This window comes from Bradyrhizobium cytisi (assembly GCF_008123515.1).
GTDB classification, from domain to species: domain Bacteria; phylum Pseudomonadota; class Alphaproteobacteria; order Rhizobiales; family Xanthobacteraceae; genus Bradyrhizobium; species Bradyrhizobium cytisi.
Genome location: NZ_VSSR01000013.1, coordinates 72,326 through 94,320, shown reverse-complemented (window position 1 = coordinate 94,320; position 21,995 = coordinate 72,326). Strand labels below are relative to the sequence as shown.

The 21,995-nt window shown below is 61.7% G+C and carries 20 protein-coding genes, 2 tRNA genes and 1 pseudogene; 17 read left to right on the top strand and 6 right to left on the bottom strand.

Annotated features, from left to right (window positions below; all coding sequences use genetic code 11):
- The first annotated feature begins 24 nt into the window (after positions 1-24).
- From FXB38_RS07650 to FXB38_RS07620, 7 genes are all read left to right on the top strand, one after another.
- The gene (locus FXB38_RS07650) at positions 25-471 is read left to right on the top strand and encodes a hypothetical protein (protein WP_148750291.1); all 447 of its coding nucleotides are present in this window, start codon (positions 25-27) and stop codon (positions 469-471) included.
- 2 nt (positions 472-473) lie between these two features.
- Positions 474-803: a hypothetical protein gene (locus tag FXB38_RS07645; protein WP_148750290.1), complete on the top strand. Its 330-nt coding sequence runs from the start codon at positions 474-476 to the stop codon at positions 801-803.
- Positions 800-2,224: a phage portal protein gene (locus tag FXB38_RS07640; RefSeq protein ID WP_148750289.1), complete on the top strand. Its 1,425-nt coding sequence runs from the start codon at positions 800-802 to the stop codon at positions 2,222-2,224. The genes FXB38_RS07645 and FXB38_RS07640 overlap by 4 nt, the downstream gene beginning before the upstream one ends.
- Positions 2,225-2,312: 88 nt before the next feature.
- Positions 2,313-3,983: a phage major capsid protein gene (locus FXB38_RS07635; protein WP_187434736.1), complete on the top strand. Its 1,671-nt coding sequence runs from the start codon at positions 2,313-2,315 to the stop codon at positions 3,981-3,983.
- 1 nt (position 3,984) lies between these two features.
- Positions 3,985-4,200 carry a phage head-tail joining protein gene (locus FXB38_RS07630; RefSeq protein ID WP_148750284.1) on the top strand — a complete coding sequence of 72 codons (216 nt, stop codon included), beginning with the start codon at positions 3,985-3,987 and terminating at the stop codon, positions 4,198-4,200.
- A 159-nt stretch (positions 4,201-4,359) separates the two neighbouring features.
- Positions 4,360-4,650 (top strand): hypothetical protein, encoded by a 291-nt coding sequence (locus FXB38_RS07625; RefSeq protein WP_148750282.1) that lies wholly within the window; start codon positions 4,360-4,362, stop codon positions 4,648-4,650.
- On the top strand, positions 4,647-5,903 hold the full coding sequence (locus FXB38_RS07620; RefSeq protein WP_148750280.1) for a site-specific integrase: 1,257 nt from the start codon (positions 4,647-4,649) through the stop codon (positions 5,901-5,903). The genes FXB38_RS07625 and FXB38_RS07620 overlap by 4 nt, the downstream gene beginning before the upstream one ends.
- A gap of 57 nt (positions 5,904-5,960) precedes the next feature.
- Here FXB38_RS07620 and FXB38_RS07615 read toward each other — a convergent pair.
- Positions 5,961-6,034 (bottom strand) — tRNA-Gly (locus tag FXB38_RS07615).
- 368 nt (positions 6,035-6,402) lie between these two features.
- Complete coding sequence (locus FXB38_RS07610) at positions 6,403-8,805, bottom strand: ATP-binding protein (RefSeq protein WP_148750278.1); 2,403 nt, start codon at positions 8,803-8,805, stop codon at positions 6,403-6,405.
- A 328-nt stretch (positions 8,806-9,133) separates the two neighbouring features.
- On the opposite strand from FXB38_RS07610, the gene FXB38_RS07605 reads away from it, so the two are divergent.
- The 4 genes from FXB38_RS07605 (at position 9,134) to FXB38_RS07590 (ending at position 13,809) form a co-directional block, all read left to right on the top strand.
- Complete coding sequence (locus FXB38_RS07605) at positions 9,134-9,847, top strand: substrate-binding periplasmic protein (protein ID WP_148750276.1); 714 nt, start codon at positions 9,134-9,136, stop codon at positions 9,845-9,847.
- 192 nt (positions 9,848-10,039) lie between these two features.
- Entirely contained in the window at positions 10,040-10,426 is a 387-nt protein-coding gene (locus FXB38_RS07600) for a YciI family protein (protein ID WP_148750274.1), read from the top strand.
- Between the two features lie 205 nt (positions 10,427-10,631).
- The gene (locus tag FXB38_RS07595) at positions 10,632-12,689 is read left to right on the top strand and encodes an ATP-dependent helicase (RefSeq protein WP_148750272.1); all 2,058 of its coding nucleotides are present in this window, start codon (positions 10,632-10,634) and stop codon (positions 12,687-12,689) included.
- Between the two features lie 88 nt (positions 12,690-12,777).
- Positions 12,778-13,809 (top strand): LLM class flavin-dependent oxidoreductase, encoded by a 1,032-nt coding sequence (locus tag FXB38_RS07590; protein WP_148750270.1) that lies wholly within the window; start codon positions 12,778-12,780, stop codon positions 13,807-13,809.
- 117 nt (positions 13,810-13,926) lie between these two features.
- On the opposite strand, the gene FXB38_RS07585 is transcribed toward FXB38_RS07590, so the two are convergent.
- Positions 13,927-14,012 (bottom strand) — tRNA-Tyr (locus FXB38_RS07585).
- Positions 14,013-14,218: 206 nt separating this feature from the next.
- Between FXB38_RS07585 and rlmB the strand changes: the two genes are divergently transcribed.
- Entirely contained in the window at positions 14,219-15,049 is an 831-nt protein-coding gene (rlmB, locus tag FXB38_RS07580) for a 23S rRNA (guanosine(2251)-2'-O)-methyltransferase RlmB (protein ID WP_187434735.1), read from the top strand.
- 256 nt (positions 15,050-15,305) lie between these two features.
- Here the strand turns inward: rlmB and FXB38_RS07575 are convergent, their stop codons facing one another.
- Both FXB38_RS07575 and FXB38_RS07570 read right to left on the bottom strand, forming a co-directional pair.
- Positions 15,306-15,812, bottom strand: a complete 507-nt coding sequence (locus tag FXB38_RS07575) for a hypothetical protein (RefSeq protein WP_148750266.1) — start codon at positions 15,810-15,812, stop codon at positions 15,306-15,308.
- 44 nt (positions 15,813-15,856) lie between these two features.
- Positions 15,857-16,342 (bottom strand): hypothetical protein, encoded by a 486-nt coding sequence (locus tag FXB38_RS07570; RefSeq protein ID WP_148750264.1) that lies wholly within the window; start codon positions 16,340-16,342, stop codon positions 15,857-15,859.
- Positions 16,343-16,647: 305 nt separating this feature from the next.
- On the opposite strand from FXB38_RS07570, the gene FXB38_RS07565 reads away from it, so the two are divergent.
- The 3 genes from FXB38_RS07565 (at position 16,648) to FXB38_RS07555 (ending at position 19,365) form a co-directional block, all read left to right on the top strand.
- Complete coding sequence (locus FXB38_RS07565) at positions 16,648-17,100, top strand: hypothetical protein (RefSeq protein ID WP_148750262.1); 453 nt, start codon at positions 16,648-16,650, stop codon at positions 17,098-17,100.
- Between the two features lie 350 nt (positions 17,101-17,450).
- Positions 17,451-18,587 carry a tyrosine-type recombinase/integrase gene (locus FXB38_RS07560; RefSeq protein WP_187434734.1) on the top strand — a complete coding sequence of 379 codons (1,137 nt, stop codon included), beginning with the start codon at positions 17,451-17,453 and terminating at the stop codon, positions 18,585-18,587.
- Between the two features lie 34 nt (positions 18,588-18,621).
- Positions 18,622-19,365: an RES family NAD+ phosphorylase gene (locus FXB38_RS07555; RefSeq protein ID WP_187434733.1), complete on the top strand. Its 744-nt coding sequence runs from the start codon at positions 18,622-18,624 to the stop codon at positions 19,363-19,365.
- Between the two features lie 189 nt (positions 19,366-19,554).
- Here the strand turns inward: FXB38_RS07555 and FXB38_RS07550 are convergent, their stop codons facing one another.
- A complete protein-coding gene (locus FXB38_RS07550; protein ID WP_148750256.1) occupies positions 19,555-20,007 on the bottom strand; it encodes a hypothetical protein in 453 nt (150 codons plus the stop codon).
- Between the two features lie 135 nt (positions 20,008-20,142).
- On the opposite strand from FXB38_RS07550, the gene FXB38_RS07545 reads away from it, so the two are divergent.
- Both FXB38_RS07545 and FXB38_RS07540 read left to right on the top strand, forming a co-directional pair.
- Positions 20,143-21,090: an AlbA family DNA-binding domain-containing protein gene (locus FXB38_RS07545; protein WP_187434732.1), complete on the top strand. Its 948-nt coding sequence runs from the start codon at positions 20,143-20,145 to the stop codon at positions 21,088-21,090.
- 277 nt (positions 21,091-21,367) lie between these two features.
- Positions 21,368-21,991: pseudogene (locus FXB38_RS07540) on the top strand (transposase); the annotation flags it as partial.
- Positions 21,992-21,995: the final 4 nt, after the last annotated feature.

Here is a 21,995-nt window from a genome sequence, read left to right as displayed (position 1 = left end):
GCAAAAGTGTTACGCAACTGCGTAATGATCAATGATTTTGAAAAGAAGCTGTTCGACATGGATACCGCAGCGAAGGCTGCGGGCTGTCCTTTTCCGACTTTGGCGTCGTGGCGGCTTCGCGGCGGTCTCTTTAAGGACACCGTCACCGGCACGAAGCACTCCAAGTTCTTCTCGGTGACCGAAATCTGCGTCACCCGCGCCGTGAAGGTGCTCACCAGCGCGGGTGTCAGCACCAAAGATGCCATCGAAGCCCTCGATTACGCGCCGGTTCATCTTCAGTTCTTTGCACTTTTGCAGGGCGCTGCGGTGTCGAATTTGTTCGGCTACCACCGCGATGACAAGAAGGGCTTCTTCTTCGATCCCAAAGATCATTTCGGCGAAATACTGAGCAAGGCTGGCGGCGTCATAATCGTGATTGATCTGGCAGCCGTCGTTGATCACGTCCGCACCGCTCTGCAAATCAAGGAATAATCATGCTCCAGCAAGTCGAACATCTCACCATCGCAACGCTCGCCGACAAGTTCGGCGAGCCGAACCATATCGTGGCGGGTCTGTTTCAAGACACACTCAATGGCTTGTCGAAGAGCAAGACTGTTCGCGAACATCTGAACACCAACGCCGCCATGCCGAAGTTGCGCCGCACGATCAAGCGCCTGCGCAAGCAGATCGATGGCGATGATGATGTCACGCTCGGCGATATCGCGACGGCGACTGGCTTGCCGGTCGAATACGTGACGACCTATTTCGCCGTGTCGATGCAGGGTCGTGGCATGCCGTTGACGCGCGTTCCGGAGGCGTCATGAAGCGCACCGGAATTCTCAGTCGCACCCGCAACGCCTTCCGCGCCCTCACCCGCGCGTTCTCCGGCTATGACATCACGGGCGGCTCTGCTCGCTGGCCCGCTGCCTATGCGCTTCATTCGCCAATCAGCCAACAGCTCGCCGCCGGTCGTCTCGCGTCGCGCAAAGTCTCGCATCAGAGCCAAAACAACAGTTTGATCGCGTCTATCATCCAGCATGCAGTCACTGCCATCGTCGCGGATGGTCCGACTGTGCGCGCGGCGCATCCTGATCCTGACACGAATGCGCACTTGCAGCGCGTCTGGAATGCGTTCTTCCAGGATTGCAGCGTCGAGGGCGGCATGTCGCTTGGCGGTTATCTGTCTCGTGTGGCGCGGGGCTTCTTTGTCGATGGCGAAAACTTCACGCGGCTCGTCAGCGATCCGGTCAGCATGCAATTGAAGCTCCAGATGCTGACGGCGGATCAAGTTGACAGCTCCAAGTCTGTTCCGGCGCTCGGTCTTGTTGGCAATGCGCCCATGATCATGGCAGGCGTCGAATTCGACGGCGACGGTCGCCGCGTGGCTTTTTGGGTGCTGCCGACCCCTCCGGACGCGCCTTGGGCCAGCGTCGCGCCTCCTGTTCGCATCTCGGCGCTTGATGTCTGCCACGTGTATGAACCGCACTTTCCCGGCGTCCCTCGCGGCATCTCGCCGCTGACTTCTGTCGCGCCGTTGGCGATGGAGCTGGACAATTGCATCGACGCGGCGGTCGTGAAATTGCGAACGACTTGCCTCGTGGGCATGGTCGTGCGCGATCCCAACGGTGAAATGGCGTTCGATGAGAGCACCGACCCCGCGTCGCTCTATCTCGAACCCGGCGCGACCTTGCGTCTGCCGCCCGGCGCGGATGTCAGCTTTCCGCCGACCTCCGAGATGAATACCGTTCCGGAAGTGCTGTCGCACATTGAGCGGCTGATTTGCGCGGGCGCTGGCGTGCCCGCGTTCATGGCAACCGGCGACTTCGGCGCAATCAACTACAGCGCTGGCAAGCTCGGTTTGGCGACGTTCCAGCGTCGCGTGAAGGCGATCCAGCAAAATCACATCGTCGCGCAACTGCTCACGCCGATTTGGGATCGGTTGGTGCTGCTCGAAGTGCTGTCCGGCCGCATGCGCGCGCCCGACTATGAGACCAATCCCGAGCGCTACGGCGCGTCCTTCTTGTTTCCGGGCTGGCCCGCGATTGACGAGCTTAAGAAGGCGAAAGCCGATACCCTCGCGGTCGCGGCCAAGCTGCGCTCGCGTCAAGAGATCATCAGCGAAGGCGGGCGCGATCCCGCCGACGTTGATGCCGAAATCGAGAACGATCCCTTTGCCGCCGACGATCTGTCGGCAAGCGCTGGCGGTATCGCCAGCCAAAACGAAACGGAGAATGAGAATGCGTAATTCCACTGCCCTTTTGCTGCGCGAAAGCGCAGTTGACCTTGCCCGTCGCGACGCGATCCCGCGTCCGCGCACATTTGACGCCGAGGCCATGACCATCGAGGCCGTCATCGCATCGACCACGCCGGTTCGGCGTCGTGATGCGCGTGGCGACTTCATGGAAATCCTCGATCCTTCGGGGCTGGACCTCGGCGTCACCCGTGGCGCGTCGGTTCTCGACAGCCACCAGCAGAGCGGCATCGATAACGTGCTCGGCACGATTGACGACGTTTGGATCGTTGGCAGCGAAGTGATTGCGCGCTTGCGTTTTTCGTCGCGTCCGGAGATCGCACCGGTCGTGACCGACATCCGCAACGGCATCATCCGCAATCTGTCGGTCGGCTACGAAGTCGGCGAGTGGAAGGCGGGCAAGGACGCCAATGGCGTGCGCACCATGACGGCCGCCCGCTGGTCGGTGCGCGAGGCGAGCTTCGTCGCCGTGCCCGCCGATCCGACCGCGCGCACCCGCGCGGCGAATGATGGCTGCGCCATTCGTGAACTGGGCCGCCGTGCCGGTGTTGCGACGGACCGCGTCACCGCCCTGATCGAATGCGGCGCGAGCATCGACGATGCGCGCCGCGCTTTTCTCAATGACATGCTGGATCGGTCTGTCACCGTTCGCAGCGCAGGAACCGCCAATATGCACAATCTTTTGGCGCTCGATAACCCCGACGTTTTTCAGCGCGCCGCCGCCGACGCCATGTACACGCGGATCGTGCCGAACTTCACGCCGATGCCGCAGGCTCGCCAGTACGTCGGCATGAGCTGCGCCGACATGGCCCGCGAGTGCCTGCATCGCGCTGGCATCTCGACGCTGGGTATGGCCGCGCCGAGCCTGATCACTCGCGCATTGCAGACCACCTCGGATTACCCGGCATTGCTCGCCAATCTGATGAACAAGTCGCTGCGTGAAGCCTACCAGATCGCGCCGAGCGGCATCCGTCGCATTGCGCGCGAGACGACGGCCAATGATTTCCGCGCCAAGAGCCGCATTCAGCTCGATCATTCCGGTTTCAAGCTCGCGGCAGTGTCTGAGAGCGGCGAGTATCAGTATGGCTCGTTTGTTGACACCGCTGAGAGCTACAGCATCGCGACTTACGGCAAAATCTTCCCGATCTCGCGGCAGGCGTTGGTCAATGACGATTTGGGCGGCCTCGGCGACATCACCCAGCGCCTTGGCCTTGCTGCCGCTGAATTCGAGCGTCAGAAGCTGGTTGATCTGATCGTGCAGAATTCCGGCCTCGGCCCGACCATGAGCGACAGCGTGGCGCTGTTCAACGCCGCGCACGGCAACGTCGGCACGGGCGGCGTGCCGAGCGAAACCACCCTGTCGGAAGCGCGCCTGTTGATGCGCAATCAGACCGGCCCCGGCGGCGGCGGCATCAGCGTTGTTCCGCGCTACCTGATCGTGCCGAGCGCGCTGGAGACCAGCGCGGAGAAGCTGATCACGTCCGTGCAGGCGACGCAGACCGCCAACGTCAACCCGTTCGCGTTCCTCGATCTGATCGTCGAGCCGCGCTTGGCGGACACGCATCGCTGGTACTTGTCCGCCGATCCGGCGCTGCTGCCCTGTATTGAGTTCGCCTATCTGGCGGGCGCGCCGGGTCCGCAGACCGAGAGCCGTGCTGGTTTCGAGGTTGACGGCGTCCAGACCAAAGTCCGCTTGGACTATGGCTGCGGTGCCGTGGAGTGGCGTGGCCTTGTCACCAACGCGGGCCAGTAACATGGCCGACGTTGCGGCGTTGCAAGCACAGCTCGACGCATTGAAGCGCGCGTACCGTTCCGGTGTGCGCTCGCTGGAGTACGACGGCCGTTCGATCACTTATACGAGCGGCGAGGAGATGCGCGCGGCCATCGCTTCGCTTCAAAGCGAGATCGCGCAGATCATGGGCACCACGACGCCGACAGTCGGCGTCGTGCGCTCGACGAAAGGTTATTGAGCTTCGGCACAGGGCAACTGAGGGCGACGCGGCCAGCCCAACAACGGAAAGCCAATACCTCCCTGCTGTGTCGGTCCTTTGGGGGTCAAGGTCGGCGAGGCCGCTTGATTATGTACGTCGAGTCAAGCCGACGCTATATTGAGCAGGAAAGGCATCACCATGGACGGCCGTGACGACGCCTGGCAGGCGTTCATCGAATTCAGCAAACGGGGATTTGTCCCCGGTGATGACCGTGAGCGTTGGGACATCGAAACCTTCCCGCCTAAACAGAAGCGCATGCGCAAGTCCCCCATGACCCTCGCGCGCGCGATGCAACAGGCAAGCGCGGCTGGTGTTGCGGTGAACAGCGCGACCGTCAATGCAGACGGAAGCGTGACGTTGACGTTTGGCAAGCCCGTGACGGCGCAAGTCAGTGACGAAACCTCTGAGGACTTGAGGAGGCTCCTGTGAAACCGCCCCGCTCCGCCCTGCCCCTGCCCCGCTACGTCGAGCGCAAGCCGCTCAAGAACGGCGGCTGGGGCTATTTTTTTCATGTGCCGTCATGGGCGCGGAAGGCAGGCTGCACCATTGAGAATGCGCCGCTCGGCACCGACTACAATGCTGCCGTATCAAGGGCCGAAACGGTTCTCTTGCCCGCCTTCGATGCGTGGCGCACCGCCGGTGCCCCTTCGGCATCAACGCCCACGGCCGCCGCATTCGGAAGGCTCGATTGGATGTTTGCCGAATACCGCGCTGATCGGCGTTACACCAAGCTCGACCCCAAATCGAAGCGCAATCATGAAGTCGGCTTCAAGCTGGTCGGCGGCTACATTCTGAAGGACGGCGCGCGGCTCGGTGAGAAGCGGCTGTCGGCCATCGACACGGCGTTGACTGATGATCTTTATGAAAAGCTGCTGATCCTCAAGATCACTGACGCCAAGGGCAACGTAATCGAACGCGAGCGCCGCACCACCGTCAATCACGCTATGAAATCTTGCCGCCGCGCGTGGAACGTTGTTGCGCGCCGCCATCCCGGCAAGCTGCCCCATGTTAATCCGTTCGCACAAATGGGTCTGCGGTCATCCAACCGCGAAACACCGACCGCGACGTATGAGGAGCTGTTGGCATTTCGCGCCAAGGCCGTCGAGCTTGGCTTGCCGTCGCTGTGCACTGCCGCGCTGATCGGCTGGGAATGGCTGCAACGCGAGACCGACATCTTCGCAACATTCGATGTGTCGCATTATCGCCCGAAAGAGCGGCCGAACATGGTCCGTGTGGTGGACGAGAAAACGAAGCAGGAAGGCTGGATACCTCTGCTCGACGACGCAGGCGCACCGCTCTATCCTGAGCTCATGGCCGAACTTGACGCCATCAAGCGCGACCGCATCGGCGGCCTGATGCTGTGCCGGGATTGGAGCAATCGCGGCCCTTGGCCTACTTGGCCTAAGCCGGATCAGCCGGACTTCACCCATCTGAGCCGCAAGGTCAAAGAAGTCATCCGCGCCGCTGGCCTCCGCGATGTGCTATCGTTCACCTCGTTCCGTCACGGCGGTTTCACCGAGGGCGGCGACGCCGAACTGACCGACCGCGAGATGTTGGCACAAGGCCGCCACACTACTGTGAAGGTGTTGCCGAAGTACACCAAGCGCACGACACGACAGATCGTGAATGGCGCGAAGAAGCGCCGGGCGGCCCGAACAAAAGACGGCCATTTGTCCGAATGAGCATCAGCCCGCTTGTCCGAATGGAAGGCTGCTCGCGCGTCAAGTGCCTGAAAACGTTGGAGCGGGTGAAGGGAATCGAACCCTCGTATTCAGCTTGGAAGGCTGCTGCTCTACCATTGAGCTACACCCGCGACACCGGCTCCCTAACACGGCCGGGCGGCGGTCTCAACTGCCCCTACGACGGCTTTCGCCGGCTTTCCGGCCCTTGCGCACAAGCTTGGTTCCGCCCCGGCCCGCGGCCCCTTAACAGCGGCGGCCTGCCGGCCTATATTGAGGTCTCCCGCAATCAACGAAAGGAGGTGATCCAGTGTCTTTTACCAAGCGCTGTCACCTCGCTGGGATCGCCCGCTAAGTTCTCAATAAGGGCTTGGCATCGGGGCGCTCTCAGCCCTGGACCAGCGAGCAAGAAATCGGGCGCGGCGGGGTCTCCCCGCCGCGCCTTTTCTTTGGTCAGGCCGGTTCTTTGGTCGGGCCGTTTTCGCTGGCCTCGCGCGTGCGCTCAGAGCGGCCCCTCGCCCGCGAGCATCTCTCGAATCTTCTGAGACAGGTCAGTCTTCCGATACGGCTTCTGGAGCAGCGCCACGCCGGGATCGAGATGTCCCTCGTGGACGATGGTGTTGTCGGTATAGCCGGAGGTGTAGAGCACCCGCACGCGCGGCCGGCGGAGCCGGACCGCTTCGGCCAATTCCCGCCCGTTCATGCCGCCGGGCATGATGATGTCCGTGAAAAGGAGATCGAAGCTCACCCCCTGGTCGACCAGCGCAAGCGCACTTGCGCCATCGCTGGCAGTCAGCGTGCGATAGCCGAGGCTGCCGAGCTGCGCGATGACATAACCCTGCACGAGCGGATCGTCCTCGACCACGAGGATGGTCTCGCGCCCGCGCGCCGGCGCGGGCGCCGCCACCGGCCCGGTCCTCGCCGCGGCCTCGCCCGCCGATCGTGGCAGGAACAGCCGCATCACCGTGCCGCGGCCCTCCTCGCTCTCGATCGCGACGGTGCCGCCGGTCTGCTTGGCGAAGCCGTAGACCATGCTCAGACCAAGTCCGGTGCCGCGGCCGACCCCCTTGGTGGTGAAGAACGGCTCGAACACGCGGTCGCGGATGTCGGCGGGGATGCCGTGACCGGTATCGGCCACGGCGACCATGACGTAGGAGCCGGCATCGCCGTCGCCATTGCCGGTGCTGTCGAGCTCCCGGTTTGCCGTCTCGAGCGTGAGCCTGCCGCCATCCGGCATGGCATCGCGCGCATTGACGGCGAGATTGACGATCGCCGACGAAAGCTGCGACGGATCTGCCATCGCCAGCCACGCATCGTCCGCGAGCCGTGTCACGATCTCGACATGCTCGCCGAGGATCGGCCGCAACAGCTTCGCCGTCTCGAGCACGAGACCATTGACGTCGATCTCGCGCGGCTCCAGCGGCTGGCGCCGCGCAAACGTCAGGAGCTGAGACGTGATCTCGGCACCGCGCGAGGCCGCATCGTCGATGAGCTGGGCGATCGCGGCGAGTTCTGGCTTCTCGGCAAGCCCCTCCTGAATGATCTCGATGGTGCCGGTGATGACGGTGAGCACGTTGTTGAAGTCGTGCGCGACGCCGCCGGTGAGCTGGCCGATCGCATCCATCTTCTGGGACTGGCGAAGCCGCTCCTCGGTCTCGTGCTGCGACGTGAGATCGGTGGCGGAGCCGCGATAGCCCATGAAACGGCCGTCCTCGGCGAACACCGGCTGACCGTTGACACTGAAGTAGTGCAAACGCCCGGCCCGATCGCGGCCGCGATACTCGAACATCCGGAACGGCTCGTGACGATCCAGCGTCGCCATGTGGTCATGCCATTTCTGCGCCTCGGCATCGTGGTCGAAGGCGGCATCCGGACGTCGCTTGCCGATCAGGGCCTCACGATCCATGCCGAAGGCGCCGGCCCGGTCCGATATATAGGTGAACACATGATCCGGCCCGGTTTCCCAGAACCAGTCGGATGCGGTCTCGGCATAGTCGCGAAAGCGCTGCTCGCTCGCGCGCGCATCCTCTTCGGCGCGCCGGCGGATCTTCAGATCACGTTCGAGATTCGCATTGGCCTCGCGCAACTCGCCATAGGCACGACCGAGGTTGGCGCACATGGCGTTGAATGCGTCGATCACCTTGTCCAGCTCGTCGGGATCGTGAGGAGGCCGTCGCTCCAGATGCAACGGCGGCGGCGGCCGCGCCAGGCTGTACTTGCTGACAAACTCGGCGATCGCTACCAGATGCCGCGTCACCAGAATGTGTACCATGTAGATGATGAACAGCGAGACGAGGAACGTCTTTGCCGCCTGGCTTGCCAGGATGACGAGAGCCCGGTTCAGCAATTGCTGATAGACATCACTCAGCGTCGCCTCGACATGGAGCACGCCGATGGCGCGCGCGGTCCCCTGCACGGCATAGGTCAGGGGATAGTCGCGCGTCACGACGGAGCGGCTGCTCTGCTCACCGACGGCGACACGGATGGGATTAGGGCGATCGGCAATCTCACGGACCTCGGCGGCGCGCATGCTGGGCAGCCGCAGGATGCCGTCGAGCTGGAGCTTGAGCTGGTTCTGGTCGAGATTCCACAGGCTCTCGCCGAGGCTGCCCGTGGTGCTGCGGCCGACCTCCTCGAGCCGCGTCTCGATCACGCCGACTTCGCGATCATAGTCCAGATAGAGCTGGAGCGCGGTCAGTGTCAGCGTCACGATCGAGGAGAACAGCAGCACGGCGGCAAGCAGGCGGGGCCCGATGCCGCTTCGCGACCAGTTGAAGATCCGCGATAGCAGCGCCGCGAGCATCGGGGACGTGAACGCGATTCCGATGCCGCTCAAATCCTGCTTCGCGGCCGCCGGCGTAACGGCGCGGCTGCGATCGGGATTCTTGTCACCTGCGTTGCCCATGCACCCCGTCCCCGAAAATGGCGACACCTCTCCGGCCTGCCGGTCGCAGCCTCGCGCAATTCAACGGTTTTGATTCTTCCTCAGCACGCGATGCGCGCAGCAATCCTGTCGGCCCTTGGGCGATCTGAGGTCGGTGGGGTCATATCCTTGCGCCCAGCAGCAGGATCCTCGCGCAAGGTACCACTTCGCATGCTAGAATGACATCGGTGAAAATCAGGTGTCGCCGGGCGAACGATGAGTGTTGTGGCCCTGCGCGAGCCCCCATCTCCGGTAGATCACGCGGGCCTCCGAACCCGGTGGTAGCAAGCAACGGTCAAAGAGGCGCCCAATGTGGCGGATAGTTGTCGTCTGCCTGTCGCTGTTCGCAGCCGGCTCGTCCTCCGCGCAGTCAGTGATCCGGCTGGCGCGGATCGCCGACATTCCCGATCAGTATGTCGGCGGCGAGATGCTGCGGGCTGTCTACGCCAAGCTGAACATCAAGCTCGAATTCGAGGACGTCCCCGGCAAGCGGGCGCTGGCCCTGTCGAGCGCCGGCGAGGTCGATGGTGAAATCCAGCGGATCGGAACGCTGTCGCGCGATTACCCGACGCTGCTGCAGGTGACGCCGGCGATCAACTACATCGAACCCGCTGTGTTCGCGACCAAACTCCATTTCGACGTGAATGGCTGGAATTCCATCAGGGACTACAGCATCGGCATCGTCCGCGGCGTCGGCTCGTCGGAAGCCGGCACGCGCGGCATGGACCACGTCACGGCGACCATGAGCCTCGAGAACATGATCAGGATGCTCGATGCCGATCGTTTCGACGTGATGGTCACCGACCTCTTCAGCGGGCTGGTCGCTGTTCGCAAGCTCAATCTACAGGCCAGGATCTACCCGCTCTCGCCGCCGCTCGAGCGCATCCGCATCTACCATTACCTGCACGAACGCCACCGCGACCTGGTGCCGAAAGTTGGACAGGTGATCGAGCAGATGGAGACGAGCGGCGAGCTGGCGGCGCTGCGCGAGGCCCTCGTCAAGCAGGTTCTAAGCGCCCCCTGACAACGCCGGCTCAGAGCGTGCGAAGTCGCTCGCCTAGGGCGACGGAAGCAATCAGCACGCCGGGCGGCAATCGGGTTTCAGAAACGTTTCGTCGCACACGCCGCGACGCAATATTTTGAGGTCGGCCGTTGTCGGTATCGGCGGCAACCATACGTCCTTCGTGCTGCGCGCCCAAAAACAAACGAGGTGAAGATGCTTTACGCGATCCTGGCTTACCATGTGGAAGACGAGATTTTGTCGTGGTCGCCGGCGGAAGACGCCGCGGTCGTCGCGAAAGTCATCGAGGTTCAGGCACCCTTGAGGGCAAGCGGACACCTTGGGCCGGCCGCCCGTCTGGATGACACCCAAAAGGCCCGCACCTTGCGTGGCCCCGGCCCTGGGATCGTGCTGGACGGCCCGTTCGCCGAAACCAAGGAGCAGCTTCTGGGCTTCCACCTCGTCGAATACGACACGGATGACGAGGCGATCGCGGCGGCGCGCTTGTTGCGTCAGGTCAATCCCAGTGCAGTCTATGAAATCCGACCGGTCAAGCTTTACGTGCCGGCCGATGGGTTCGGCGCGACAGCGACCAAGGAATGACGGGCAGCGGCGCCATCAGGTCTTGCCGTCCGTCGCCGCATCCATGCGGCGGCGGATCAGACGTCCGCGAAAGGCCAGGAACCAGAAATAGGACGCATATTGCGGGGCAAACGCCCTCTCCCCTAAATCCTTGGGTGACTTGCATCCAGCCACATTGCGATTCGCCTGAGGATCGTTGATTCTGCAGACTTCATCGGGGCGATTCGTGACAACCTATCTGGACACGCTCAATGCGGAGCAGCGCCGCGCCGTCGAGCATGGCGTGACCGATGGCGCGACCGTGGGCGCCCCCCTGCTCGTCATTGCCGGCGCCGGCTCCGGCAAGACCAATACGCTCGCCCACCGCGTCGCGCATCTGATCGTCGCCGGTGCCGATCCGCGCCGCATCCTGCTGATGACGTTTTCCCGCCGCGCGGCCGCCGAGATGTCCGGCCGCGTCGAGCGCATCGCCCGAAAAGTGCTGGGCGAGAACAACGCCGCGATCATGCGCGATGCGCTCACCTGGGCTGGCACTTTCCACGGCATCGGCGCGCGGCTCCTGCGCGAATATGCCGAGCGCATCGGCGTCGATCCCGCCTTCACCATCCACGATCGCGAGGATTCCGCCGACCTGATGAATCTGGTCCGGCACGAACGCGGGTTGTCGAAGACGGAGAGCCGCTTTCCGGCCAAGGGCACGTGCCTGTCCATCTACTCGCGCTGCGTCAATGCCGAGATGGAGATCGAGAAGGTGCTCGGCCAGCATTATCCCTGGTGCGCGGGCTGGGCCGCCGAACTGAAGGGGCTGTTTGCCGCTTACGTGGAGGCCAAGCAGGCCCAGCACGTGCTCGATTACGACGATCTCCTGCTGTACTGGTCGCAGATGATGAGCGACACGCTGATCGCCGACGAGATCGGCGGCCGCTTCGATCACGTGCTGGTCGACGAATATCAGGACACCAACCGCCTGCAATCCTCGATCCTGCTGGCGCTGAAGCCTGATGGACGCGGGCTCACCGTGGTCGGCGACGATGCGCAGTCGATCTATTCGTTCCGCGCCGCGACCGTGCGCAACATCCTGGATTTTCCGCAGAGCTTCTCGCCGCGCGCGGAAATGATCACGCTCGACCGCAATTACCGCTCGACCCAACCGGTGCTGGCGGCGGCCAACGGCGTCATTGGCCTCGCGCGCGAGCGCTTCACAAAAAACCTCTGGACCGACCGCATCTCCGCGCACAAGCCGCAGCTCGTCACCGTGCATGACGAGGCCGACCAGGCCCGCTACATCGTCGAGCAGGTGCTGGCCAATCGCGAGCAGGGCGCGCTTCTCAAGCACCAGGCGGTACTGTTCCGGACATCATCGCATTCCGGCCCGCTCGAAATCGAGCTGACCCGCCGCAACATCCCCTTCGTGAAATTCGGCGGACTGAAATTCCTCGACGCCGCGCATGTCAAGGACGTGCTGGCGCTGCTGCGCTTTGCCGAGAACCCGCGCGATCGCGTCGCCGGTTTTCGCATCCTGCATCTGCTGCCGGGCATTGGGCCCGCGACCGCGCAGCGCGTGCTGGACCAGATGGCCGAGAGCATGGACCCGCTGCATGCGCTCGGCCAGCTTCCGGTGCCGCCGCGCACTGGCGCTGACTGGACGGGCTTCGTCCGCACGGTCGAAAACTTGCGCTACTCGGAATGGCCGGCCGATCTCGAGCGCGTGCGTCTCTGGTACGAGCCGCACCTCGACCGCATCCACGAGGATTCCGAGACGCGCCGCGCCGATCTGATGCAGCTCGAGCAGATCGCGAGCGGCTATTCATCGCGCGAAAACTTCCTGACCGAACTCACGCTCGATCCGCCGAACGCGACCAGCGACAAATCCGGGCCTCCTTTGCGCGACGAGGACTATCTGATCCTCTCCACCATCCATTCCGCCAAGGGCCAGGAATGGAAGTCGGTGTTCGTGCTCAACGTCGTCGACGGCTGCATGCCGTCCGACCTCGGCGCCGGCACCAGCGCCGAGCTCGAGGAGGAGCGCCGCCTGCTTTACGTCGCGATGACGCGCGCCAAGGACGATCTGCATCTCGTCGTGCCGCAACGCTTCTTCGTCCATGGCCAGCAAGCCAGGGGCGACCGCCACGTCTACGCCTCACGCACCCGCTTCATCCCGGAGCAGCTGGTCTATCTGTTCGAGCGCGCCGCCTGGCCGATCGCCGCCGCGGCTGGCGCGCGCGCCGCATCGCAAGGCCCGAAGATCGACATCGGCGCGCGGATGCGAGGGATGTGGCGGTAAAACGGAAACCGAGCATTTCCGCGAATGCCCTTGTGGCTCGGTGGCCATCCATTAAGTCTCGACGATCCTCCCCACAGAGACCTGATCGATGACCGCACCGCTCGAATTCGGACTTGATACCTTTGGCGACGTCACCAGGGACGCAACCGGCAGCATGCTTCCGCATGCGCAGGTGATCCGCAACGTCCTCGACGAGGCGGTGCTGGCCGACGAGCTCGGACTCGACTTCATCGGGCTCGGCGAGCATCACCGTGCCGATTTCGCAATCTCCTCGCCCGAAACCGTGCTCGCCGCGATCGCATCGCGCACCAAGCGCATTCGTCTCGGCTCGGCCGTGACGGTGCTGAGCTCGGACGATCCGATCCGCGTATTCCAGCGCTTTGCCACGCTGGATGCGCTCTCCAATGGACGCGCCGAGGTGATCCTCGGCCGCGGCTCGTTCACGGAATCCTTTCCGCTGTTCGGCTTCGACCTGCGCAAATACGAGGACCTGTTCGAGGAGAAGCTCGATCTGTTCGCCGCATTGCTGTCGCAGAAGCCGGTGAGCTGGGAAGGTAAGCTGCGTCCGCCGCTGAGGGATCAGCTGGTCTATCCGCCGGTCGAGAACGGAACGCTCAAAACCTGGATCGGTGTCGGTGGCAGCCCGCAATCCGTGGTGCGCGCCGCGCATTACGACCTGCCCCTGATGCTCGCCATCATCGGCGGCGATCCCGAACGCTTCGCGCCCTACGTCGATCTCTATCACCGCGCCTTCAAGGAGTTCGGCCGCCCCGCGCAGCCGATCGGCGTGCACTCACCCGGCTACGTCGCCGAGACCGACGAACAGGCCCGCGAAGAGCTCTGGCCGGACTACAAGGCCATGCGCGACCGCATCGGCCGTGAGCGCGGCTGGCCGGCGATGGGCCGCGACGAATTCGTCAGCGAAGCCGAGCACGGCTCGCTCTATGTCGGCTCGCCGGAAACGGTCGCGCGCAAGATCGCCAGGACGGCCAAGGCGCTTGGCATTGCGCGGTTTCAGCTGAAATATTCGGCGGGGCCGTTGCCGCACGAGAAGCTGATGAAGAGCATCGAGCTCTACGGGCGCAAGGTGGTACCGATGGTGAAGGAGATGCTGGGGTAGCATTTGGAGACAGTCCGCCTGCGCCCATCGGGCTACGGCGTGGCAGCCTTCGCTAGCTTCGCGCAATAGTCATCTTGGCTGGCCTGCCCAGCCGAAGCTCGCGAAGTGAGCGAAGGCTGGTGGGGGAGGCAGGACTCGAACCTGCGAAGCCATAAGGCGGCTGATTTACAGTCAGCTCCCTTTGCCACTCGGGACACTCCCCCGCTCGACGGCAGCACAATCGGGCCGGACCTTGCCGGCGACCGAAGACGGCCATGGAACGTGAAGGCCGCGACAGCCCGGATGGGGGCGCGACCGGGCGCGTTTATGGGCGATGCGGTGGGGCAAAGTCAACCGAGGCGAACAGCTAAAATCGCCCTCGAAGCCACCCAAATTGCCATATTCCGGGACCCGTGACACAAGCGAGCGCATGAAGGATCGAAAATTCACCCCAAGGGGCCCCCGCGGCGGGGCTAAGCCCTTCAACAAACCGGGAAAATCGGCCGGCCGGCCGGCCTGGCGCGACCGCGATTCGCATGCCGACGGACCCGTCATCCTCTATGGCTGGCACACCGTCACGATGGCGCTCGCGAACCCGCAGCGACGGATCCGCAAGCTGACGCTGACCGAGAACGCCGCCCGGCGCCTGGCGGACGAGAACATCAAGACCCGGATCGCGCCCGAGATCGTTCGGCCCCAGGAGATCGACCGGCTGCTGTCGCCCGACGCCGTGCATCAGGGCCTGCTCGCGGAGGCCGATCCCCTGCCCTCGCCCGACATCGAGGATTTGGCGCTGGAGGGCATGGTGCTGGTGCTCGACCAGATCACCGATCCGCACAATGTCGGCGCCATCCTGCGTTCCGCCGCCGCGTTCGCGGTGAAAGCGATCGTCACCACCGCGCGCCACAGCCCGGAAGCAACCGGCGTGCTTGCAAAAGCCGCCTCCGGCGCGCTGGAGCTGGTGCCGATGATCAGCGTGCAGAATCTCGCCCGCGCGCTGAACGAGCTGAACGACAGCGGCTTCCAGACGGTTGGGCTGGACAGCGAAGGCAGCGAGGACCTCTCGGACGTCACGCTACGCGAGCCGCTCGCGCTGGTGCTGGGCGCAGAAGGCAAAGGCCTGCGGCAATTGACGCGCGAGACCTGCAGCGTCGTGGCGCGGCTCGACATGCCCGGCGAGATCAAGAGCCTCAACGTCTCGAATGCCGCGGTGCTCTCGCTCTATGTCGGCGCCAGCCGGCTAGGACTGATGAAGCGGTAGGCGTCGCCGCGCACATCCCGACCATGCCATCGTGCTCCTGTTTTGCCCGACGGGTCAAGCGAATTTCTGTTTTTCGGAAAGATCGGGCTCGGACAGCGAGCCAATGCGCAATGATCACTCATCTCGATCTCATTGCGCTTCAAGTCCTTGATTTCGCTATCCGCGGCTACTGTGCATGGGGTTGTTTTGGAGACAAAACGAAACGCCCGTCCGCATCACGCGGACGGGCGCTTCATTGGGCTCAACCGATCAGAGATCAGTAATAGCGGCGCAGGACGCGGTGGCCGCCGTAATACGGCGCAGGCGCGTAGCGATGGGCGTAGCCATAGCGCGGACCATAGCCGTAATGCGTGCGCGGCAAGTAGCCGTAGCGCGGGCCGTAGCCATAGTGATACGGACGGTAGTACGGGCGGCGATAGGGATAGGCGACCGGCGGCGCGACAGCAGCCGCGCGATAGCCATAGCCGTAGCCATAATTGGCGGGCGCGACGACCGCGTCTTCCTGGTAGGTCGGAGTCGGCGCGAAGGCACCCGGGCCAGTGTAGGTCGGGCCTTGGTTGACGTAGTAGTACTGCGAGCTCGGCTCGGCGAGGCGCTCATAACCGTAGCCGGCGCCGTAGCCGTAACCGCCGCAGCCGGTGTTGCAGCCGGAATAGACCGGCGCAACCGGCTGGCACGGATTGAAGCCGCAGGCCATCGCCGGCGCGCTGCCCACGAACATCACGGCAGCCGCCGCGACCAGTCCCGAAATCATCTGACGCATTACTCTCTCCTGTTGATTTCCGTTTTTTTAGATTTTGACGCTTCTTAACCCGGCGGCTTGCCAGGCATCTCTGCATGCGGTCGCGGTCGAGGGCGCCGCGGATGGTCGTTGATCTCAGGCGCGAGGATCACCGGCGGCGGGTTGACCGGCACATCCATTTGCGGCGGAAGCGGCGCGGATGACGCGCCCCAGCTCTGGTGATAGCTCTCTGCCGGCTGCGGCAATCTGCGGTTCGCGGGCGGCTCGATCTCGAGGCGGCCATAGCCGGGCTGCAAGCCCATGCTCGGATAATAATGGCCGACATCGGAGGGCTGCCGCTCGGCCACGTAGCGCCCGCCATAGATCGTGGGCTGCACCTGGAGGCTCTTGCCCAGGCCCCAGACACCTTCGACGACGCTGTAGGACGCATCGATATTGTTGATGATGATGGGCACGCCGGGACGGCCGGGCACGACGATATCGAAGCCGCCGCCGGCAAGAGCCGTTGCGGGCAGTCCGATCAGAAAGGCTGCGAGCGCGAATGCGCGCATGGAAGGATCCCGGTTATGCGGAGCACAACCTAACGGATTGCAGCATAGAGAGGGTTAAGGACGGCTGACCAAATTCCGGTAAGCCTAACGCGTAAGGATCGCGCGGCGCTCAAATGCTGCGAAGCACGCTAGTGAAGCGTTAACGGGAGAGACAGCCGTTGCATCGCTCACGTAGACAAGGTTGCCTGGCACAGATCTCACATCCTGAGCGGGTTCACGTCGATGTGACCCCGCAGGCCAGAAAACGCGGAACGACAGCGTCAGATCGCACTTAGCACAGGTCTCAACAACATGGAGAAAATGCCATGACAAGCCTGAAGTTTCTTGGCTTGGCCGCAATCGTTGCGTCCACGCTGGCCACACCAGCCTTCGCGCAGACCGCGGCCGACAATTCGGCCCGCTGCACGGGGGTGTTCCAGGATCCCGCTTGCCAGAATCTCGGCCCCGCCAATCCCACCACCAATCGCACCTATCGCCGCCGGCACACGGCCCAGCGGCAAGTGAACCCGAACAATCAGGGACAATCGGGCTTCTGGCCGGTCGACGCGGCGGGGGCGGTGGCGGGCGCCGCCGTCGGCACCGCAGCAACGGTCGCCGCCGCGCCGTTCCAGGGCTGGAGCAATTCCTATGCGAGCTACGACCGCAGCGGACCCGGCTGGTATGGCAATTGGGATGCCTATGCGGCCCGCAACGGCATCGTGTGCAGGCCCGGCACGTGGTTCAAGGGTGAAGACGGCCGGCAGCACCTCTGCCAGTAGGCCCAAAAACTCAATCGAAATGGCTCAGGCGGCACCAAAAAGGGGCCGCCTGTTTCATGCCGGCGGACGCCACTGCAGGTTCTGGCACTTCCCGGACAAGTCTGGTATTGCGACCGCGCACAAGCGGACGCGCTGGCGCCAGCCGGCAACCCGCATGGGTTCCTTGCGAGTGGCCGGCTTAGCTCAGCGGTAGAGCAGCGGTTTTGTAAACATATTTTGCAGCCAAACATGGCGGCACATGGCGAACACGTTTGCCATGTTCTTGTGTATTTTCAGCTAGTTAGCGGCTAGTCTCTTACTCGCCGGAACGTGGCAGCAGGCCATGTCTGGGAGACAAAAAGAGACAAATTTTGAAAACGAAGTTCACCGATCTAACTGTCCGATCGCTAGCGCCAGGGAAATATTTTGACCTGACGACACCCGCGTTTGGCATCCGCGTCGGCAAGAAACGCCGCACGTGGATTGTCATGCGCGGAACCGACCGCCAGCTTATTAGCCTTGGCCATTACCCATCGATGACCCTCCAAGAGGCTCGTGCAGAGGCCAAGAAGCTCCTTGCGACCGCTCAGGCGCCGACCGGCCGGGTATCATTTGAAGAAGCCTACGAGACGTTCAAAAAGGTCCACATTGCCTTGAAGAAGGCCAGCACCCAGCGGGGCTATACGCACATCTTGGAGACGCACTACCTGCCCGTTCTGAAGAACAAGCGGATGACCGGCATCAACACCCACATGCTCTCCGCTATTACCGACAAACTGGTAGATACCCCGAGCGAACTGCACCACGCCCAAGCCGTGTCCCGCACCTTCTTCCGGTGGGCCAAACGACGACAGTACATCACCGTCAATCCCCTGGACGGCATACAGCTGGCAAAACCCAAACGCCGCAAACGTATCTTGACTGACGAGGAACTGAAAAAGGTTTGGTTTGCCTCCTTCCAAATGGCGGGAGATTTTCCTGAAATTGTTCGCCTGTTGATTTTGATGGGCCAGCGCCGAGGCGAAACCGGAGCCCTGGCTAAAATCTACTACTCCCACAACCAGCAAACTGTGACGCTGCCCGGCGAACTAACAAAAAACAACCTGGTGCATACTTTCCCCGTGGGTCCGATGGCCTCGGCAATTATGCATAAGAAGGTTCAGGAAAATGGTGATGGTCCCCTGCTCTTCCCCGCTCGCGGGCCGGTGCTTGAGGGAGACCGACCTTTCAGCGGTTGGAGCAAATGTAAGAAGGCGCTCGACAAGATCACCAACATTGCGCCCTGGACGTTGCACGATCTCCGCAGGACGTTCCGGAGCGGCCTCGGCCGACTAGGTGTCCGTCCGGACATCGCCGAGCGCCTGGTCAACCACGTCTCATCTCGCACTGAGATGGAAGAGACCTACGATCTCTACACGTACCTGCCCGAAATGCGGGATGCGATGGAAAGGTGGGAAGCGTTCGTGCAGAGCGTTTGCATCGACGCTCCCGCATCACTCGCAGCTTGAGAATGTTATAGATACGATTGCGGGAGCATCCACCTTGGCAAAACAGTTTTTCAGATCACATTTAGATTTCGAATACTTCAAGCGCGAGACATTTGATCGGAGATATTTCCGCGCCGATGCCACCGAGCAGTTTTTAATTTCAGTTCTAGATAGCTGCTCAAGTCGAATTTCTGTTTTGAAAACAAATGAAGTGCTCTTTAGAGCACAGCTAGGTCACGACTGGCGACCAACAGAACTCGGTGCCGACGCACCGATACCGTATTCAGTAGACCGCATGAAGCCACTCGGTGATAGAGCGCACGAGGGCCGCATCAACCCCAAAGGAATTCCGTGTCTGTACGCGGCATCAACCCGCGATGCTGCAATGTCGGAAATGCGTCCGGGTCTCTCCGCACAGCTATCCGTCGCAACGTTGAAACTGGTCCGCGATGTTCGACTCATTGACTGCAACAAACAAGTTGGCCCGCTTGTTGGGCTCTTCGAACCGCCCGACGACGAAATCGACGAAACGGTGTGGGCTACAATCGACCGCGCGTTTGGGGAGCCAGTGATAAGAGTCGAAGATCGGGCTGACTATGCCGCGACGCAAATTCTCGCTGAGTTTTTACGCATCAATGGCTACGATGGGATTGCATACACGAGTCAATTTGATCCGCGCGGCTATAACGTCGCACTGTTTGATCTTAACGACGCTCGAATAACAGATCGTGGCATATTCTCGACGACGGCGGTAAAATACGCTTTCAAGGGACCGTTCGATAGTTGCGCTGACGAGTGAATGAAAGAATCGGCCATGATGTTCGACGAACCTGCATGGGCGACGATGGACGTTGACTGTAGCTGTTCCCACTCCCGCGCAGATGGGAAGAACCGCATGGGATTACCGAATTTCGTCACCAGTGCATGGGTAAATGCAGAATGTCTGAATGAGTTCGACGAGCCTGCCCGCTTCGGCTCCATCTTACCTTCAGAATACCGGCTTGCTTATCGAACGGCATATGCCGTTACGCATATATTTCATTCCTTCTGATTTTTTGCCGGTTGCGTTCCGGCCAGCGTACCGCGTCGTCTCCATGAAGAAGTTGTACTCGCCGGTCTCCCGATTGATGTACGACTTCATTACCCTGCTCTCACTTCCGCTATCGACCGTGCTTGCATAGACAGCTTTCCCGGAGCAAACGACGACGCCGTTTTTCAGCTCGCAGTTCCCGGTGTTCAAAAACGCTGATCCTGTGTCCGTTAACTCCCCGTCCCTGAGACTCAACGTAGTATCGAAATTCCGCGGCGTCAGCGATTCCACGGTCGGCGGATTAATTATGATCGTCAGCTTGCCTTCGCACTTCAACAGGAGGTTTCTGGGTAACTCGTCAGCAGCAGCCCCCACGGTCGATAGACAAAATATTATCGCCACGCGCCACATGCACTTCCCCCAAACGCGATGAGACGCGATTTAACCACGCCAATCCACCAATTCAACGGGATTCTACAGGGAAAAGACGGTACAACGCTGACGGGAATGATGTTATTGGCAAACCTTTCAATTCACGAGGCGATCATGCTTACCCTCAACACAGAAGCTGAGCTAATCGCTCTCCACACAGGCATCGTGAAAGAGAGCCTACACATTGAGTACAAGGCGTCAGATTCCATCGATAAGCGAAGCGAGCCTCGCAAGCTGGAAATGGCGCGGGACATCTCTGCATTCGCAAATGCGGATGGTGGGCAGATCATCTATGGCATGAAAGAGAACAAAGACCACGAGCCGGATGGACTGGATGCTGGTCTCGATCCTCGTGAATATCCAGAAATTTGGTTTGAACAAGTCCTCCAGCAACACGTCACCCCTCTCCTGACTTCGGTGAAGCCTCGCCACATCCCCCTCTCAAACGGGCGAATAGCGGTTGCGATCGATATTCCACCATCCAACGGAGATCCGCATCAGGTCGATGGCCGGTACTACCGCCGGCACAACTTCAATCGGCTCATCATGGAGCACTATGAAGTCCGCGACATGTTTCGTCGAGCCACGAACCCGGATCTTACCATTGAGTTCTTCTTCGATAAGATGAAGAAGCAACAGGCGCTGCAACACACGCCAAACGCGGAAGACCATGGCCCCGTCGGAATGACCCCTGTAATCTCGAACAGGTCAAATGCCCCCGCAATGTACGCGGTCTCGATTATCTTTATCGATGCCGGGCTCACTGTATTGACCACCGAATACGAAAAGCTCGGTGTCACCAGGTTTAATGGTCATCAGGTTGTTCCGTACCGCCTGAGATTTTACCCGAACAAGTCCATGCCGATTTTCAAGGAACAACCGACGCTGATGCCTGCGCTGGGAATAATCGTGCCACTGAATATGATAAATAGGCCCAACGACTACCTGATCGGGTTCGAGGTTCGTGCTCCTGGATGCCACACAGAAGGCTCCAACTACGTCATAGTCGAATTCGGCCGTCAGCTCGCAATTGTCACTGAACCAAACAAGGGTCGTAGCTAAAGAATCCCGTTATGCCGGCGAACCTGACTAGCTGCTAAAGGTCCTGGAGCGCGACTTGATCGAGGTTACTTCCCGATTGTGCGTTTTAGCAGCCTCGCTAATTAGTCGCCCGTGAAGAATTCGGAAGCGATTGATCTGTCGCAGTGATTTGACGCGAGCAAGTATTCGATTTTGCAAGAAAGCCGTGGGTAGGTCCTGGTTTTCTTGCGTTTTTGGATTCCGGATTGGGCGGCTTCGTGATTCCTTTGACGGCGAGATTCGCTGTTGGGGAGAACCCATGAGCCATCCGCGCGACGATCGTCAGGACGATCTGTTTCGTCCATCTCTGGAGAAGATCATCAACCTTCGCCATCCGTTGGTGCGTCTGGCGGCGGAGATCGATTGGGACTTCCTGGCGGGACGCTTCAGTTCGGTCTGTCGCCTCGGGCCGGGGCAGCCACCGTTGCCGACACGATTGGTAGCCGGACTATTCATCCTCAAGCACATGCACAATCTCTCTGACGAGGCGCTGTGCGACAGGTGGGTCGAGAACCCGTATTTTCAGTATTTCTGCGGCGAGGTGGTGTTCCGGCACGACTTGCCATTCGATCGCTCGTCGCTGACCCGCTGGCGCCAGCGGCTGGGTGAGGAGCAGATCGCCGCGCTGTTGCAAGAAAGCCTCTCGGTGGCGCATCGAACTGGGGCAATCGAGACCAAAGATCTCGAGCGGGTCGTTGTGGATACCACCGTACAGGAGAAGGCGATCGCGCATCCGAGCGATGCGCGGCTCATGCACCGGGCGATCGAGAAGCTGGTCGGTTTGGCCAAACGCGAGAGCGTCGAACTGCGCCAAAGCTATCTGCGCGTGGCCAGGCGCGCCGCCATCATGGTGGGACGCTACACGCATGCCCACCAGTTCAAGGTAA